General features: G+C 45.8%; 16 protein-coding genes and 1 pseudogene. 11 read left to right on the plus strand and 6 right to left on the minus strand.

What is annotated here, in order from left to right; genetic code table 11:
* Nucleotides 1–37 precede the first annotated feature (37 nt).
* Nucleotides 38–466: pseudogene (locus tag AC3B4V_RS00225) on the minus strand (HIT family protein); the annotation flags it as partial.
* A 126-nt stretch (nucleotides 467–592) separates the two neighbouring features.
* Here AC3B4V_RS00225 and AC3B4V_RS00230 point away from each other — a divergent pair.
* Complete coding sequence (locus AC3B4V_RS00230) at nucleotides 593–1,645, plus strand: TcaA second domain-containing protein (protein ID WP_064300384.1); 1,053 nt, start codon at nucleotides 593–595, stop codon at nucleotides 1,643–1,645.
* 35 nt (nucleotides 1,646–1,680) lie between these two features.
* Here AC3B4V_RS00230 and AC3B4V_RS00235 read toward each other — a convergent pair whose 3' ends face one another.
* Nucleotides 1,681–1,932 carry a GlsB/YeaQ/YmgE family stress response membrane protein gene (locus AC3B4V_RS00235; protein WP_029340936.1) on the minus strand — a complete coding sequence of 84 codons (252 nt, stop codon included), beginning with the start codon at nucleotides 1,930–1,932 and terminating at the stop codon, nucleotides 1,681–1,683.
* Nucleotides 1,933–1,965: 33 nt separating this feature from the next.
* Nucleotides 1,966–2,214 carry a GlsB/YeaQ/YmgE family stress response membrane protein gene (locus AC3B4V_RS00240; RefSeq protein ID WP_023467349.1) on the minus strand — a complete coding sequence of 83 codons (249 nt, stop codon included), beginning with the start codon at nucleotides 2,212–2,214 and terminating at the stop codon, nucleotides 1,966–1,968.
* A gap of 316 nt (nucleotides 2,215–2,530) precedes the next feature.
* Between AC3B4V_RS00240 and AC3B4V_RS00245 the strand changes: the two genes are divergently transcribed.
* Together AC3B4V_RS00245 and AC3B4V_RS00250 are read left to right on the plus strand one after the other, a co-directional pair.
* A complete protein-coding gene (locus AC3B4V_RS00245) occupies nucleotides 2,531–3,265 on the plus strand; it encodes an ABC transporter ATP-binding protein (protein ID WP_064300383.1) in 735 nt (244 codons plus the stop codon).
* Entirely contained in the window at nucleotides 3,262–4,398 is a 1,137-nt protein-coding gene (locus AC3B4V_RS00250; RefSeq protein WP_488377496.1) for an ABC transporter permease, read from the plus strand. Before AC3B4V_RS00245 ends, AC3B4V_RS00250 begins: the two co-directional genes overlap by 4 nt.
* 60 nt (nucleotides 4,399–4,458) lie before the next feature.
* Here AC3B4V_RS00250 and AC3B4V_RS00255 read toward each other — a convergent pair whose 3' ends face one another.
* Nucleotides 4,459–5,754, minus strand: coding sequence for an ammonium transporter (locus AC3B4V_RS00255; RefSeq protein WP_341086806.1), 1,296 nt, complete (start codon nucleotides 5,752–5,754; stop codon nucleotides 4,459–4,461).
* Nucleotides 5,755–5,871: 117 nt separating this feature from the next.
* Here AC3B4V_RS00255 and AC3B4V_RS00260 point away from each other — a divergent pair, with 117 nt between their 5' ends.
* The 7 genes from AC3B4V_RS00260 (at nucleotide 5,872) to mscL (ending at nucleotide 12,641) form a co-directional block, all read left to right on the plus strand.
* Entirely contained in the window at nucleotides 5,872–6,174 is a 303-nt protein-coding gene (locus tag AC3B4V_RS00260; RefSeq protein ID WP_023467353.1) for a MerR family transcriptional regulator, read from the plus strand.
* Between the two features lie 143 nt (nucleotides 6,175–6,317).
* On the plus strand, nucleotides 6,318–7,364 hold the full coding sequence (gene hemE, locus AC3B4V_RS00265) for a uroporphyrinogen decarboxylase (RefSeq protein ID WP_488377497.1): 1,047 nt from the start codon (nucleotides 6,318–6,320) through the stop codon (nucleotides 7,362–7,364).
* Entirely contained in the window at nucleotides 7,361–8,293 is a 933-nt protein-coding gene (hemH, locus tag AC3B4V_RS00270; protein WP_064300380.1) for a ferrochelatase, read from the plus strand. The genes hemE and hemH overlap by 4 nt, the downstream gene beginning before the upstream one ends.
* A complete protein-coding gene (gene hemG / locus AC3B4V_RS00275; protein WP_488377498.1) occupies nucleotides 8,283–9,692 on the plus strand; it encodes a protoporphyrinogen oxidase in 1,410 nt (469 codons plus the stop codon). Before hemH ends, hemG begins: the two co-directional genes overlap by 11 nt.
* A 135-nt stretch (nucleotides 9,693–9,827) precedes the next feature.
* Entirely contained in the window at nucleotides 9,828–11,279 is a 1,452-nt protein-coding gene (gene cls / locus AC3B4V_RS00280) for a cardiolipin synthase (RefSeq protein WP_488377499.1), read from the plus strand.
* Nucleotides 11,280–11,354: 75 nt separating this feature from the next.
* Complete coding sequence (locus tag AC3B4V_RS00285) at nucleotides 11,355–12,236, plus strand: Cof-type HAD-IIB family hydrolase (RefSeq protein ID WP_064300377.1); 882 nt, start codon at nucleotides 11,355–11,357, stop codon at nucleotides 12,234–12,236.
* 12 nt (nucleotides 12,237–12,248) lie between these two features.
* Nucleotides 12,249–12,641, plus strand: coding sequence for a large-conductance mechanosensitive channel protein MscL (gene mscL / locus AC3B4V_RS00290; protein ID WP_023467359.1), 393 nt, complete (start codon nucleotides 12,249–12,251; stop codon nucleotides 12,639–12,641).
* 254 nt (nucleotides 12,642–12,895) lie between these two features.
* On the opposite strand, the gene AC3B4V_RS00295 is transcribed toward mscL, so the two are convergent.
* Nucleotides 12,896–15,058, minus strand: a complete 2,163-nt coding sequence (locus AC3B4V_RS00295) for an ATP-dependent helicase (protein WP_488377500.1) — start codon at nucleotides 15,056–15,058, stop codon at nucleotides 12,896–12,898.
* 246 nt (nucleotides 15,059–15,304) lie between these two features.
* On the opposite strand from AC3B4V_RS00295, the gene AC3B4V_RS00300 reads away from it, so the two are divergent.
* Nucleotides 15,305–15,802, plus strand: coding sequence for a GNAT family N-acetyltransferase (locus AC3B4V_RS00300; protein ID WP_341086819.1), 498 nt, complete (start codon nucleotides 15,305–15,307; stop codon nucleotides 15,800–15,802).
* 47 nt (nucleotides 15,803–15,849) lie between these two features.
* Here AC3B4V_RS00300 and AC3B4V_RS00305 read toward each other — a convergent pair whose 3' ends face one another.
* Nucleotides 15,850–17,316: a glycoside hydrolase family 32 protein gene (locus tag AC3B4V_RS00305; RefSeq protein ID WP_488377501.1), complete on the minus strand. Its 1,467-nt coding sequence runs from the start codon at nucleotides 17,314–17,316 to the stop codon at nucleotides 15,850–15,852.
* Nucleotides 17,317–17,353: the final 37 nt, after the last annotated feature.

The following is a 17,353-nucleotide window of genomic DNA, read 5'->3' on the forward strand; positions in this document are numbered from 1 at the left end:
GCAATATTTTTCTAAGAATAGAAGAAAAAGAGCAGACTTAGATGCGAGAAGCGATCGAGTTAGCGAGTTCAGCCAATTCCTCTGCCGTATAATCGTCATTATGAACTTCCCATTTCGCACCGAAACCGTCTTGTTTATCGTGACGCGGAATGAGGTGCAGGTGGAAGTGGGAGACCGATTGACCCGCTACTTTTCCTGTATTCGATAAGAGATTCATGCCAGCTGCCTCTGTCTCTTGTTGAAGCGCACGACTGATTTGCGGGATCGTCGCAAATACGTCTTGTGCTTGTTCAGGAGAAAGATCATACAAATTATCGGCATGTTGTTTTGGGATGATGAGCGTATGTCCTTTCGTCACTTGTGACAAATCGAGGAAGGCGAGAACTTGTTCGTTCTCGAATACGATATGACCAGGGACTTCTTTGCGAGCAATTTTACAGAAGATACATGACTCTTTTTGCATGGAACGTTCACTCCTTTGGGTAAGATAACATTAGTATACGGAAAGTTTCCGACTTCCGCACGATTGACAGTCAAATTGAACCCGATACACTTAGAAACATACAGCTACTGAAGGGAAGGAGCGAACTGCATGGCATCACGAGTAGCCTCGACGGCACAAAAAAAACGAAAACGGCGTCTGCTCGTCGGTAGCGTTATCGTCGTCGGTCTTTTCTTATTCGTTGCCTTTTGGTTTGGGCGTAACATGCAAGAAGCGGCGAAAATGGAGAAAACAGACGAGCGTCTTGCTACCTTGTTAAAGGAAAAGGATCAGCGTGGATTCCAAAAGCTAGTCACGATGAACGATAAGTCACTACCGATGAGTGAGGCGACGCGACTCGTTAACTGGTTGACGGCTGATGCAGAGCGGACGGACCGGGTCATCGCACAAGTCAAACAGGATCAAGACGCAGGTAAGCAAGTGAAGACACATCTGTTTTCGTTACAAGAAGAGGATGGATGGCTTTGGTATGACCGGTACTCTCTCGATGTGAATCCTCAACGGTTAACCGTTTCGAGTGATCTACCGGGAACAAAGGTTTCACTAGATGGAGAAGAAGTCGGGACGATCGATCAGAAATCTCTTGAAGTCAAGCGTTCTCCTGGAGAGTACGATGTTCAAGTAAGTGCGGAACAATCAGGACAGACCGTCCAGGAATCAAAGACTGTACAACTCGGAGATGAACCGAACGCGACAGTCGACTTTAAATTAGCTGATCGGTTCAATACGACCGTTTCGAACGAATATGCAGTCGATATCAAAACGTTACTTGAGACGGAAGTGAAAGCCCGGACTGGAAAAAGTATCGATACGATGACTGGCTATCTTGGACGTTCGCGTGACTCGTTTGAGAATACGTTCGGAACGCCTGATTCGACCGTTGCCAATCGAGCGCGGTACGATGGGTATGAAGTAACCTATCAGTCGGGGCAGGTGGAAGAATTGTTAATCCGATTGAATAAGACTCCGGATGAACTTGAAGCCATCGCTGGAAAACCAGAACGAAAGAAGCGAGAGCAAGTCGGTACGGTTTGGGAATATCCGTCTAGTTTTCTCGAAGGTGTGTTCGAATGGTTGAATCTGCGAGCAGAAAAACGTGTCGTCGAGCGAGAAGACGGCATGTGGTTACAATTAAAAGACTAAAAAAATCCTCGGACAGAACGTCCGAGGATTTTTGGTTATCGTTTATTCACCGCACGGAGAATGAACGATACGATGAGGATAAGAATGATAGCTCCGAGTAAAGCAGGTACGATTGCGAATCCAGCAACCATTGGACCCCAATCTCCGAATAATGCTTGACCAATCAATGCACCAACGAAACCAGCGATGATGTTACCGATAATACCACCTGGAACATCTTTACCTAAAATCAAGCTTGCTAACCAACCAATAATACCACCGACGATTAATGCCCATAAGAATCCCATTTAAAACACTCCTTTTCAATTTAAGATATATGATTACTTACGTACTGCCCGGAGAATAAGTGAGACGATGAAGATCAAGATGACTGCTCCGAGAATAGCCGGAATGACTGCGAAACCAGCGATTTTTGGTCCCATTGAACCAAAGATGGCTTGACCGATCATCGAACCGATGAAACCAGCGATAATGTTACCGATGATGCCACCCGGCACATCTTTCCCGATAATTAAACTTGCGATCCAACCGATGAGACCACCAATGATGAGTGCCCATAAGAAACCCATTTTAAAACATCTCCTCTACATATTAGTTTTACCTGTTTTCAGGCAGTTATAAACACGTGCGAAAATGAAAAAATCTGAAATCGTTCATTCTTTAAATGACTAGACAATTAGACCACTTGATAGAGAATGAATGGACGATTCATTGATTTCACTTTCAATTTACATGTAAATCGTTTTCATATATTGATGTAACGATTACACTTAGAGTAATTGCCGAAAAAACAAGTATTAAAACATTATATTTTAAAAAACTAGGCGTTAAGCTAGAAAAACGAAGCAAATCTACTTTACGATGAGCCTAAAGGGAGTGGCGAACATGTTATTAGATATCAAAGGTTTATCAGGTGGATATGGATCGAAAACCGTCCTTCATGACATTAGTATCGAAGTGGATCGGGGTGAACTCGTTGGTTTAATTGGTTTAAACGGTGCTGGGAAATCGACGACGATCAAGCACATACTCGGTCTTTTGCCAGTCAAGACGGGATCAGTTCGAATCAATGGAATGGATTTAGCAACGAACGAAACCGAGTATCGTCGTCAAGTTGCATACATTCCAGAACAACCGATGTTATATGAACAACTGACATTACGGGAGCACCTTCGTCTGATGGCGCAAGGATATGATGTCGAAGAAGCGATCGCGACAGAACGCGCGCAACATTACGCTGAACGACTTCGGATGACGAAGCAACTCGAATGGTTTCCAAGTGTCTTCTCAAAAGGAATGAAACAAAAAGCGATGATCTTGTGCGCACTCGTCACAGGGAGTGAGCTGTTGATCGTCGATGAACCGTTTGTTGGACTAGATCCGCTCGCGATTCGCGAGTTATTACAGATTTTTAGTGAACTCAAGCAAGACGGTAAAGGTATTTTAATGTCGACGCATATCCTTGAGACAGCAGAACGGCATTGTAATCGTTTCGTACTCTTACATGAGGGTCACATTGCAGCGGAAGGGACGACAGCTGCTTTACGCGCACGATATGGATTACAAGATGGAACACTAGATGATCTGTACGTCGCTGCAATCGAGGAGGCGGAACGATGAGCAGCCAGTCCTTATGGAGGGAACGGTATCAGGCGGCGATGACCGAGACGGTGAAATACACAAGGTATATGGCGAATGGTGGACTATTATTCACCGTGTACTTCGTTATTTTGTACGGTTTAGTCGTATACGGTCGTTTCCTCGACCAACTCGATCCATCGTTTCCTGGTCGGTTCGTCATGGCATCCTTGTTTCTGATTTTACCGCTCTACCGGACGAGTCGGACGTTTCTCGTTGAGGCGGACCAAGTGTTTTTGTTACCGGTATTAGCGAAGTTATCAGGGTTTATGCAACAAGTACGAGCGTACAATGCGGTCTTTGGTATCATCCGTGCCGTGATTCCATTTTTAGCTGTCGTTGTTCTCTATGTTCGAACGGAACAGACGACACCACTTGAACTTGTTTTACTTGGGGTAGCACTTGGACTGTTCGGAGCAGCAGCGAACTTATCAAAACTTGAAGGAATTGCACATCGGACGGTGCTGTTATATGCGTTCGGAGCGGCACTTCTCGTCATCATCGATATGGCGTGGATGGCGATCGTCGTCGCACTTCTCTTAATGGTCGTCCTTCATCTGAAGCGTCAGGATCATCTTCCTCTACGCGAATGGATTTCACTTGAGCAGGAATCGCGCGATCGATTTTATCGATTAGCGAATTGGTTCGTCGATGTGCCGCATCTATCGGCAACGTATAAACGCCGTCGTCTCTTAAGTAACATGGTCGAGCGGATTCCATATCGAGCGCAAACGACATTCGATTACTTGTATGTCAAACAGTTCATCCGGAGTGGAGACGGGATCGGATTGATTGTTCGTTTGACGTTAATTGGAGCTGTTTTCATGTGGTTGGCAAGTGGAAATGTTTGGTTCGTCGCCTTAGCGATTCCAGCGTTCGGAGGACTAACTAGTTTTCAGTTGGCGCCATTCACGAAAGCAGTCGATCAGCATCTTTTGACTCGTCTATTACCATTTGGAAATGCCGTACTGGCGAAACGGAAAATCATCCGCTTCGCAGCAATCAGTCAATGTATCGTACTGACGCTACTTGGATTCTTCTTCAGTGGATCCCTCTATGTCGTTGGTGGGGCAGCCTTGGCGCTTGTGATTGGTGAATACTACGCTCGAAAGTAATAAACAAGAAAGAGCCTACGCGATGAATCCATCGTGTAGGCTCTTGTTCTTTACTAATTATTAATTGACACGTTCGTTTGAGAGGTCTTCTTCAACCATACGTAATTCTTTGCTGACAGGAGCAGGGAGATCGTAAGAAGATTGACCATGTTCTGCAACATCCAGTCCGCGGAGTTCATCTTCGCGTGTGATCCGAAGACCAATCGTAAGGTCGAGAACTTTTAAGAATGCGTAACTTAAGACGCTGACGATGACGACGGCAAAGACGACACCAAGTGCTTGAACGCCGAGTTGCGTAAAACCGCCACCATAGAAGAGACCAGCTTGTCCGATCCCTGTGATTTCAACGAGTCGTGGTGAAGCGAAGAATCCAGTTGCGAGTGTACCCCAGATACCAGCGACGCCATGAACGGAGAAGGCACATAATGGATCATCCACACGGCTTGCGAGAAGAATGCTCGTTCCATATGTGATCACACCAGCGAGGAAACCGATGACGACAGCTGCCCACGGTTCGACGAAGGCACAGGCTGCTGTGATGGCAACGAGTGCAGCTAACACGCCGTTGATGATCGAAGGGATATCTGCGACACGACGGTGCCAGAATGAGATGGCAAGAGCACCGAGGGCACCTGCTGCAGTCGCAAGTAACGTCGTCAAGGCAACGTAACTAAAGAATCCATCGGCAATCGTTAGTGTCGAACCAGCGTTGAAGCCGAACCAACATAACCAGAGGATGAAGGCACCAACGACAGAGTAGATGACGTTGTGTCCAAGTAACGGTGTTTTTTCAGCACCGATTCGTTTCTTGAGCAGTAAAGCGGCAACGAGTGCGGCAATTCCACCTTGTAAGTGAACGACCGTTGATCCAGCGAAGTCTTGCATCCCGAGCGAACCAAGGAATCCACCTGCCCAAACGGAACGTGCGATGATCGGATAGATGATAGCAACGAAAAACGTTCCGAACAACAGGTAAACGGATAATTTAGCACGTTCTGCGAATCCGCCCCAAGCGATCGCGAGGGAGACAGCGACGAATGAGAGTTGGAAGAGGAACTTCACATCAATCGTGATGTTCGACCAATCAAGACTGCTAAATCCTCCTTGTAAGAAGAATCCTTCCGTTCCGATAATGGAATTACCATCACCGAACGTCAATCCGAATCCGATGGCCCAAAAGGCGAGGGCGGCAACTGAGAAGCTGATGATCTGTTTGACAGCGACGTGCCCTGCGTTCTTCGCCCGTAACATTCCTGTTTCTAAAAGTAAGAATCCGATTTGCATCGTAAAGACGAGCAGTGCTGCGAATAAGACATAAAACGTATCGACTGAGATAGCGAGTTGTTCCAGTTTCATTGTCGTTCCTCCTTTATCCATTTAAAGTATGTGTTTACTTTAGACGGAAATACTTTCAAAGAAACGTGTTGTGTCAGAAAATCTGACATGGTATTTTTGTGGAAAGGAGTGACGAAGATGAACTACCGTGAGAAAAAGGTGATGTCGATTGGAATCGTCTGTGAGTTGACCGGATTATCGGAACGTCAGATTCGTTACTATGAAGAACGAAAATTAATCTTTCCAGAACGGACGAACGGAAAGACACGAAAATATTCATTTACGGATGTCGAGCGACTTGTCGAAGTCGCGGAAAAAATTGAAGATGGCTGGCGGACACATGAAATACGTGAAAAAGAACGGAAGGTAACGGAACAGCAACGTTCTGACTTGATCCGTGGTCAATTAAACGCTGCATTCGGTCTTTACAAGAAACAGTGAACATTTCATGAACTGGTAACAGAACTGTCATTTTGTAAACGATTTATTGGCACAGACTTCTTAATTTCAGATATAATGTTTCTGTGTTCACAAACTTATCGTACGTTTTTTTGGGGCGTTAGAACGAGTATAAAGGGGTAGTTATGATGAAGAAATTCAATGATACGTTTTTGCGGGCGATCCGTGGCGAGCAGATTGATCACGTTCCCGTCTGGTACATGCGACAAGCAGGTCGTTATCAAGCGGAATATCGTGAAATCAAGAAGACACGGACGCTTTTCGAGATCACACATGACTCGGAACTAGGCGCATATGTGACAGAACTACCTGTAAAACAATTAGGGGTCGATGCAGCGATTCTGTATAAAGACATCATGACGCCACTTCCATCGATGGGCGTTGACGTCGAAATCAAGAGTGGTATCGGTCCAGTCATCGCGAACCCGATTCGCACGATGGCAGATGTTGAAGCATTACAACCATTTAACCGTGAAGATATTCCATATATCTATGAAACGATTCGTTTGTTACGGGAACGACTCGAAGTACCGTTGATTGGTTTTTCCGGGGCACCATTCACGCTTGCGAGCTATATGATTGAAGGTGGTCCTTCGAAGGGATACCATAAAACGAAAGCATTGATGTATGGACAACCTGAGGTATGGCATGCCTTAATGGAGAAACTAGGTGACATGGTCATCGATTACATCAAATCACAAGTGGATGCAGGAATCCAAGCGTTCCAAATCTTTGATTCATGGGTCGGAACGACGAGCCGGAAAGATTATGTCCGTTACATCAAGCCAACGATGGAACGCATTTTCACAGAATTAAAAGATACAGGCGTGCCGATGATCATGTTCGGTGTAGGAGCGAGTCACTTGGCAGAGGAATGGCACAGTTTACCGTTAGACGTCGTCGGACTTGATTGGCGTTTGTCGATTGACGAAGCACGTGAGCGTGGACTGACGAAACCTTTCCAAGGAAACCTCGACCCGTCTTATCTGTTAGCACCATGGGATATCCTTGAAGCAAAAACGAAGGAAATTCTCGATATGGGAATGAAGCAACCAGGATTTATCTTTAACCTCGGTCACGGCATCTTCCCGGAAGTCGATCCAGAAGTATTGAAACGTTTGACTGCATTTATCCATGATTATTCGAAAGAAAAAATGGAGGTAGGAAAATGAAGACGTTAGGACTACTTGTTATGGCGTACGGTACGCCATATAAACCAGAAGATATCGAGCGTTATTATACGCACATTCGTCGCGGACGCAAACCGTCTCCAGAAGCATTGGCAGAGTTAACGGAACGTTACGAAGCCATCGGTGGTGTCTCACCACTCGCACAAGTCACGATTGATCAGGCTGAAGAGCTACACCGTCAACTGTCTGAGAAATATGCTGGTGAAATCGAGTTCAAACTCTATCTTGGTCTGAAACACATCGAGCCATTCGTTGAGGATGCTGTCGAGCAAATGGCAAAAGACGGCATTACGGAAGCAGTCACAGTCGTTTTAGCACCACACTATTCGACGTTCAGTATCCGTTCATATAACGGTCGTGCGAAGGAAGTCGCGGACCAACACGGTATCCGTCTCGCATCCGTCGAATCGTGGTACAAAGAAGAAGCGTTTCTCGATTGGTGGGGTAAAGAAATTCGCAAGACGTTCGACGCTTTACCAGTATCTGAAGAGAAAGCCGTTCTCGTCGTTTCAGCACACAGTCTACCTGAAAAAATCATTGCCAACGGTGATCCATACCCAGAGCAATTGAAGGAAACAGCTGAATTGATCGCGCAACGTGCTGGTGTACCGCATATGATCACAGGCTGGCAATCGGCTGGACAAACGCCAGAACCATGGCTTGGACCAGATGTTCAGGATTTGACACGTGACGTCTACGAAGAAAAAGGATACGAAGCATTCGTCTACGTACCCGTTGGTTTCGTTGCCGATCACCTAGAAGTATTGTTCGATAATGATTACGAGTGTAAAGTCGTCTGCGACGAACTCGGAATTCATTATGCGCGACCTGTCATGCCAAACGCGGATCCAGCTTTCATGAAAGCTGTCACGGAAGCCGTCGCGAAACAGGTGGGTAGTTATGTCCAGTAAACGTCTCGTCATCGTGGGCGGTGGTATATCAGGACTTGCAGCCGCCTATTATGCAGAGAAGCAGTTTCCAGAGATGAACATCACGTTACTCGAGGCAGAGGGTCGTCTCGGTGGTAAGGTGGCGACATATCGGGACGAAGGATTGACGATCGAGCGGGGACCGGATTCATACGTCGCACGGAAACACGTGTTGACGGATCTCATCGAAGAGATTGGATTAGGGGAGCAACTCGTTCGCAATAACACGTCGCAAGCGTATATCTTGGATGCGCGCGGTCTCCACCCGATTCCAAAAGGTGCCGTCATGGGCATCCCGACCGATTTAGAGTTATTCGCAGAGACGTCTCTACTGACGGAAGAAGAAAAGTCAGAGGTGACAGAACGCTTGCTTCACCCTGCTCCTGATTTGACGATTCCGGAAACAGACATTCCATTAGGGGAATACCTGCGTCCGCGTCTTGGAGATGCGCTCGTCGAGAAGTTGATCGAACCGCTTCTTTCAGGCATCTATGCGGGTGATATCGACCGGATGAGTACGTTCGCGACCTACCCGCAATTCGTTGCGAATGAGCAAAAGGCTGGAAGCTTGTTCGAAGGGATGCGCCTCATGCGTCCGCTTGATCAACAACAAGGCCCGACGCTCAAAGCGACAGGTCAATTCCTATCACTTGCTACTGGACTCGAGTCTCTCGTCGAGCGTTTAGAAGAGGTGCTCGAACGGACAGAGATTCGTCTAGAGACACCGCTTCGCTCCATTGAACGGGAAGCAGACGGGCGGTATCGTCTCGAAACGGATCATGGTCCAGAATATGCCGATGATATTTTGTTGACGATTCCGCATCGCCAAGTCGTGTCCCTGTTACCGGAAGCGACGCTTCCAGGGCTTGCGAACCTTTCGACGCACTCGACAGCGACGGTCACGTTGATTTTTGATAAGGAAACGGCGTTACCGATTGATGGAACGGGATTCATCGTCAACCGTCGGGCACCGTATTCAATCACAGCATGCACGGCGATTGATCAAAAGTGGAATCATGCAGCACCGAATCATACCGTGCTTCGTGCCTTCATCGGACGCCCCGGAAAAGATGCACTCGTTCGTGAATCAGACGAAATGATTGAACGCGTCGTCTTAGAAGATCTTGAAAACATCTGTGGTCGTCCCTTGCAACCGGAACGTGTCGTCATCAGTCGTCTATTAGACGGCTTACCGGCTTACACGGTAGGTCATGCACAGCGGATTCAAGAAGTGCGAGAAATCGTCGCTTCGCATTATCCACACATTCATTTAGCTGGACTTGCCTATGACGGTGTTGGTTTGCCAGACTGTGTAGCAGGTGTCAAAGCGACGCTTGAACAAATGGCGTTACAACAACCGGAACCATGTAAAGAATCATGACACACCTAAACCTTTTTGAAGCTAGCAGTGCTTCAAAAAGGTTTTTTGTCTTCAGAAGAATGACACGGAAGGAAACGGGAATAAGAGACAGAGGAATCAAAATTGAAGAATACCGTTGAAGCGGGAGGGAATCGTATGGTGGAAGTATGGAGTACGTTCACGATCATCATCGTCTACGGACTACTTATCATGAATATCTTGGCTGTCCTGACGGTTATTTTTCTCGAACGGCGCGATATTGGTGCGACGTGGGCATGGGTATTCATCTTGTATTTCGTTCCGCTCGTTGGGTTTCTCGTCTATCTGTTTTTCGGAAGACTATTGAAAAAAACGAATTTTTATCGTGTCACGGATGAAGAACAACTGGAACAGGATAGACGGATTGCCTTACAGAAAAAAGAACTTGTAACGATGGGACGGCACCCGATGATTCAAAAGCACCGGGATATGATTCGGATGAACTTAATGTCGAACGGTTCCCTGCTCAGTCTCTCGAATCAACTGCAGATTCTTTCGGATGGCGAGCAGAAGTTCAATCGGATGATTCAAGATATCCGTCAGGCTGAGCATGAAGTGAATATCCAATATTACATCATTCAGAAAGATCGTCTCGGGTTAGCGTTGATCGATACATTGACCGATTGTGCCCGTCGTGGGATCAAAGTCCGTCTCTTGTATGATGCTGTCGGATCACGAAGTCTCAAACGGACGGATTTTAAGGATTTACTCGCACACGGAGGAGAAGTGTTTGCCTTTTTCCCGTCGACGATTGGATTCGTTAATTTTCGATTGAACAACCGCAATCACCGTAAATCCTGTATCATCGACGGTCGAATCGGCTATATTGGTGGGTTCAACGTTGGTACGGAGTATCTCGGTATCGATGAAAAGTTCGGCTACTGGCGGGATACACATTTTCGCTTGGAAGGTGACATCGTTCATGATCAACTCGATCGCTTTATTCTCGACTGGAACCAAGCAAGTGACGTCTATACGGAAAAATCTTTGTTTTACTATGGAACGCATAGGATTCAGGATATATTACCGATGCAAATCGTCACATCGGGTCCGGATTCCCGTTCAGAGTATTTGAAGCTTGCCTTGATCAAGATGATCAACGAAGCAAAACGGACGATTTATATCCAATCGCCTTATTTCATTCCAGACACGAGTTATTTAGATGCATGTAAGGCAGCCCTTCTGTCCGGAGTGGAAGTCCGCATCATGATTCCGAACAAGCCGGACCATCCATTTGTTTACTGGGCAACGACTGCGGCTGTAGGGGAGTTGTTATCGTACGGAGCTAAAGTCTACACGTATGAACCTGGATTTTTACATGCGAAGACAATCGTCGTTGATGGTGAGATTGCTTCAGTCGGGACGACGAATATCGATGCGCGAAGTTTTCGGTTGAACTTTGAAATGAATACGATCGTCTATGATCAGGCAGTAGCGATTGAACTAGAGCGTCTTTTCCTCGCTGATTGTGAGGTATCAAAGCTCATGACGGTCGAGTCGTATGCCGCGCGATCAAGAACGATCAAATTCAAGGAAAGTATTTCGCGTTTGTTGTCACCGATCTTGTAAACCGCGTTTACGACCAGTCAAAATGTGAAAAATGGTATAGTGGTATGGAAATAGAAAAAGAGGAGAGTGAAGACGATGGCAAATCCAATCAAACTACTCGTATCAGACATGGACGGAACCGTTCTTTCGGGCAAGCAACGAATTGAACCGGAGACGATTCAGGCAATTGAAGCGGCACGCGAACAAGGTGTCGAATTTGCAATCGCAACAGGACGTAACTACTTAAATGCAAAAGAATTAACAGATGCAGCAGGGATCCACTGTCCGATCATTGCTTCAAACGGGGCACGTGTGATGACCGTCGATGGAGAAGAGTTGAGTGCGACGACGTTGACGACGGAACAAGCACAGCAAATTTACGGTATCATCAGTCAATATGAAGTTTTCTTCGAGATGTTCTGTGATCGAGGACTCGTGACAGCACAAGGAGCGACGATCGACGCAGCCTATGATTCGCTGAAAGAGTTGAGTGAAGAAAGTGATCGGGCAAAACAAGTGCTTGATTTCTTCCACGATCGTTATTATGTCCACGAAGACGTCAAGATGATTGATGGATTCCGATCATACATCCGTAACCAAGCGGGAAAAGTATTTAAATTCATCTCATTCTCGTTTGATCAAGAATTAATGAAAAAAATCTGGCAGGAAATCGAGCAGAAGGTCGACGGTGTCTATGTCACGTCGTCAGGACACGATAATATCGAAGTCATGGCAGTTGGTGCCGATAAAGGAACTGCGGTTAAAATCCTCGCAGACCACCTCGGTGTGCCAATCGAACAGGTCGCTGTCATCGGTGATAACCTGAATGATCTTCCAATGTTCAAAGTTGCCGGCAAGGCGATCGCGATGGGGAATGGTCATGATGAGGCAAAAGCGATTGCCCATCACGTGACGAAAACAAATGATGAGCACGGCGTCGGATATGCGATTCAGCAGTTGGCGTCCCGCGCTTGGTAAGGGGGACGTTTCATGTTTAAGGCATTCAAGGAATTCGCATTTCGAGGAAATGTGATCGACTTAGCGGTCGGAGTTATTCTTGGTGCTGCGTTTAGTGGGATCATCAAATCACTCGTCGACAGCGTCTTCATGCCACTGATCGGTATCATTATCGGGGGCATTGATGTCAAAGGATTGTCGGTCATGGTTGGAAATGCAGAGTTGCAGTACGGTCAATTTCTTCAAGCGAGCATCGAATTCTTGTTGATCGCCTTTGCACTGTTTATCTTCGTCAAAGGCATCACTTCATTCCGGAAGAAGGAAGAAGTCGTCGAAGAAGAAGCGGTACCAACGACAGAAGAAAAATTATTGACAGAAATCAGAGATGCCTTGATTCATCAAAATGAGTCATCGACGAAAAACTGACGTATATAATTGGGATTAACTTAAAAAAGAAGGACTCGTCTTTTCACGCCCTTTCCTCAGGCGAGACACAAGCCAGTTTTCCTGCTTCATTCAAGCAGGAAAGCGGGTCTTGCTTGTCTCTGACAGCACGATGCGCTTTTTCCTGTAGGAGTGTCGTGAAACGAGGCCTTCTTTTTTACGAGATAAGGGTGGCAGATCATCATTCTGCCACCCTTATCTTTATGGAGACTGACTTATGAATCAGTCCATTTAAATCATAAAATTTCGAGTAATGCATTTTCAGAGCAGACTTGTAACGAAAGCTGTTTTTTCATTCCTTGATCAAATGAAATTTCTAGCACGTCGTCAACCAGGTGCAAGACGGTTCCGGGACCAAATGCTGTATGCGAGACACGCATGTTCTCAGTGATCGGTAGAGGAGGAACGCTAGCTCGCGCTGCAACAGCAGTTCGCTGTCGCTCTACTTTTCGTTTTGCAGCATCAGGTGTGACAAGGCGATGGACGTCTTCGACGAATGGTGAGACATCAAATGATTTCGATTTAAAACGATAGGACAGAAGATGTAGTTCGTGTCGCGCCCGTGTCATGCCGACGTAAAACAAACGTGCAGCTTCTTCCATATCATCGAGTTGTCCATTCTTGTACGCCTTGATCGTATCAGCCGATGGAAGAATACCAGAAACGAGATCAATCATGAAGACGCGATCGAATTCAAGTCCTTTTGCACTGTGAAAGGTCGAAAGGGTGACCGCATTTTGATTTTTATTTTGTTTCGCATCACGCATCAATTGTTCGAGATGCGTGATCCGTTCACGAAAAGCGAGTAGCGTTGGTACATCACTTGCGATGTTATCGATCGTATTCAATGTTTCAAGCAGGTGATCGAGACTAAAACCGAGACTCTCACTCATTTTCCGCAAATTCTTTTCGTAACCCAGTTCATGACGAATCAGAGAGAGGGCAGCAGAGGGTCGAACGGTTTGGATGGAAGCGAACGTACGCTTCATTTGTTGAAGTTGTTTCTTTTGATAAAACTTCATCTCGATTTTGTTTATGAGTAGATCAAATACAGATTCACCCGTACCGAACTGTTGCAATTGAGAAAGTTGCGCTTTTGAAATGTACCCGGCGAATTTCGTATGAATAGTTGCTAACACATCGATATCTGTCGGATCTTGTGCGAATGTCATGAAGTTTAAGATATCCTTCAAAATCCAATGACTGAAGAATTTATGATCGACATCCTTAATATAAAACGGAATATTTGCTTGATCCAACGCATTCATGACGTTGATCGAAGAAGCATTGTTGCGATATAAGATGGCCACTTCGCGGTAATTCGTCTCTGTCCGTAGTTGATTCAACAGATAGCGGGTCTGATCCTCGTAAGTTGGTAACGTCTCTAAGATGATCGGACGAACAGCAGCGTTCTCCGTGAACATCTGTTTCGGATAGCGTGCTTTATTGCGCTGAATGAATTGATTCGCGACGGATACGATGTCTTGAGACGAACGATAATTTTGTTCCATGTAAAGAATCGTCGCATTCGGATACGTATCTTTGAAGTGCAAAATTTTAGAAGCGTCTGCGCCACGCCAGCTGTATAGCGTCTGATCATCGTCTGCAACGACACAAAGTCGGTTATGCGGTAAGGCTAACTTTTCGACCAATTGATGTTGAACGAGTGACGTATCCTGGCTCTCATCCGTTAGGATATAGTCAAAGCGACGCTGATAATGTTGCAACAGACGACGGTCTTGCTCCAAAATCGTATTCGCATACGTCAACATATCATCAAAGTCGAGTAACGGATGTAAGGGATCACGCGACTTGAATTGTTCATACGCGACATAGATATCAGGGAAATGTTTGATCGTCGTCGGTACTGCCTTGATTTCCTTTAAAGAAAGAAGACGGTTCTTGACGAAGGAAATCATTCGTAATAACTCATCCATCTGGTCGTCGGTAATGACACTCCGATTAATTTCCTGGAAAATACGCCGGAGTAACATGCGTTTATGTGGCGCATTCGGATGTTGTTGATCCATTGGTCCCTCAATGATCGTATAGGAGAGACGTTGCTGGGATGTATGATCCCGAACGACTTGAAAAGCAAAGCTATGAATCGTCGAGAATGCCGCTGTCGTTCCAATTAATTCGTGAAATAGATGATAAAAACGATCCGCCATCTCGCGAGCTGCTGCCTTACTGAAGGTCAGCCCTAAAATACGATGTGGTTCGATCTTTTTTTGTAAAATCAAATAGGCAATCTTAAAATTAAGCGTCGTTGTTTTTCCAGAGCCGGGTGAGGCGAGTAACAGCAACGGACCATGGTCATGTTCGATTGCCTGTTGTTGGACAGGATTCAGTTGAATGCCGGTCAATCGCTCCATCTGTTCGAAAAAATCTTCATGCATGATACAGTTCACCTCGAGCGTATTTATTTCTCGTCCAATAATCGAACTTTCCCTAGTGTATCATTTTTAGTGTCAGGATTGGATTACGGAAAGAAGAACCGTGGAATAAAGAGACAAGAGCCTATTGGATGTTATGTAAGACGAGTACCCTAAAAGACTAGGCAAATGGATACAAAAACATTAAAATGGGAATAGATGTAAGAGAGTACTCTCTTGTCCTGTACAAAGAGGGAAGGCGGAATGAGAATGTCTGTAGTGAAATTACACATGTATACGAATGAACATTATGAACAATGTGATGCGTTCATTCTTCCGGAAGAACAAGTCCAGTTTACTTCTTTTCCGACGGATGTCGTCACAGATGCAGTTGCCCATCCAGATAAATTCCCGGTTGTCATCAAAAAAGACGAGCTCGTCGTCGGATTTTTTATTCTTCATCTTAACCCCCCTAAAACACATCGAACACATGAACAAAGTGTCCTATTACGTGCCTTTTCCATTGATGCACGCCATCAGCACCAAGGATATGCGAAAGAGGCAATGATGCAGTTGCCAGAGTTCGTGCATCATCATTTTCCAGAAGTCACAGCGATTACACTAGCGGTCAACAAAAAGAATATTGCTGCAAAATCACTGTACTTCAAGACGGGATACGTCGATACGTTACAGTCCGTCATGGGTCCGATTGGGGAGCAACACATTCTCGCATTTGATTTAGAAAAAGAACTACGATTGAAGCATTGAATTAAAAAAGCATTTTCCTGATTTTATTCAGGAAAATGCTTTTTTGCTTAAGATAAATCGTAGAGCGATAGGTGCGCACCTGCTTCACCAGAGAAGGCAATCCCTCGACTGGATGTTTTCGGGAAAATTCGTCCAGATGCAACGGCTTCTCCGTCATTCAGGAAAAGTTCAAACGAAGAACGATCCACGAACAAACGTAATGTATGCAAGTCCTTCGTAAGAATCGTCGATCGCGAAGTGCCGAATGATTCAGCAGGTACTTCCGCACCTGATCGGCTTCGATCGATTGTAAATTGACGTGATACAGCATCGTAATGGAATACGGTTTCTTCAGTGGCGTCTTGACGAATCGAGAAGCGGAACGAGTCGGACGATAGTTTTAAGTCTGTCATCACGAGCTCGAAAATCTCGGCTTCCGCAATTGTCACGTCTTGTTCGAAAAGAATCGTTTCGTCAAACAGCGTCTCTTTTCGTAGCTGTGTCAGTTCATTGACAGGTCGTTGACGAAGTTGCCCCTGTTCGATCGTTAATTCACGTGGCAATGTCAAAGCATGTGCCCAGTTATAGATGTCAGAAGGATAACTGATATCCGGTAGCCCCATCCAACCAACAAGAATCCGTCGACCATCTGCCGCCTCAGTTGTTTGTGGCGCGTAGAAGTCAAATCCGAAATCGAGTTCTTGGAACGATTCGTGTGTGAATGTTAAGTCGGGTAAAGCTAACGGTTCGCCGATGAAATAACCGGACTGGAAAATGTTTTGATAGTTCGGGCCATCTGGTTCAATCCCTTGAGGGCTAAAGAGAAGGATTCCTTTTCCATCCAGCTCGAAATAATCAGGACATTCCCACATATAACCGAATGTCGGGTAGTTCGTCTGTAACTCACCGAGGAATGTCCAGTGCTCTGCATCTTGAGACTGATAGATGACAGTACAGCCCGTCAAGTCACTGCGCTGTGCACCAATGATGCAGTACCAGATGCCCGATGCATCTTGGAAGACTTTCGGATCACGGAAATGTTCCGTATATCCTTCAGGAACGTTTGGAATAGCAGGTGGTAAATGTTTTTCGATTCGTCCATCTGAGCGGAGATGACCGACGATTTGGCTCGTATGGCGATTCCAATCGGCATCCCGTTTATTACCGGTGTACATGATGTGCACTTGATCATCTTTAATGAAGCCACTACCGGAATAAGCACCGTGTGAATCAGGATCGTCATTTGGGATTAAGGCGGCTCCTTCATCGAACCAATGTACAAGATCTTTTGATGTCATGTGATACCAGTACTTCAGCCCGTGTACGGGTCCGAGTGGAAACCATTGATAAAACAAATGATAAAGACCATCATGATAGACGAAGCCGTTCGGATCATTCAAAAGTCCGGTCGGAGGTTGAATATGGTAAGAAAATCGCCAAGGAGATGTTCGAACTTCTTCCTTCATCGCTTGGTAGACGCTCGGATCGACATCCGAGAGGGGACGGTATCGTGCTTCACGTGTCCATTGATTCATGTTGACAGCTCCTCGTTGAAAAATTATACGCTTCTCG

It is taken from the genome of Exiguobacterium sp. E17S (genome assembly GCF_057772545.1).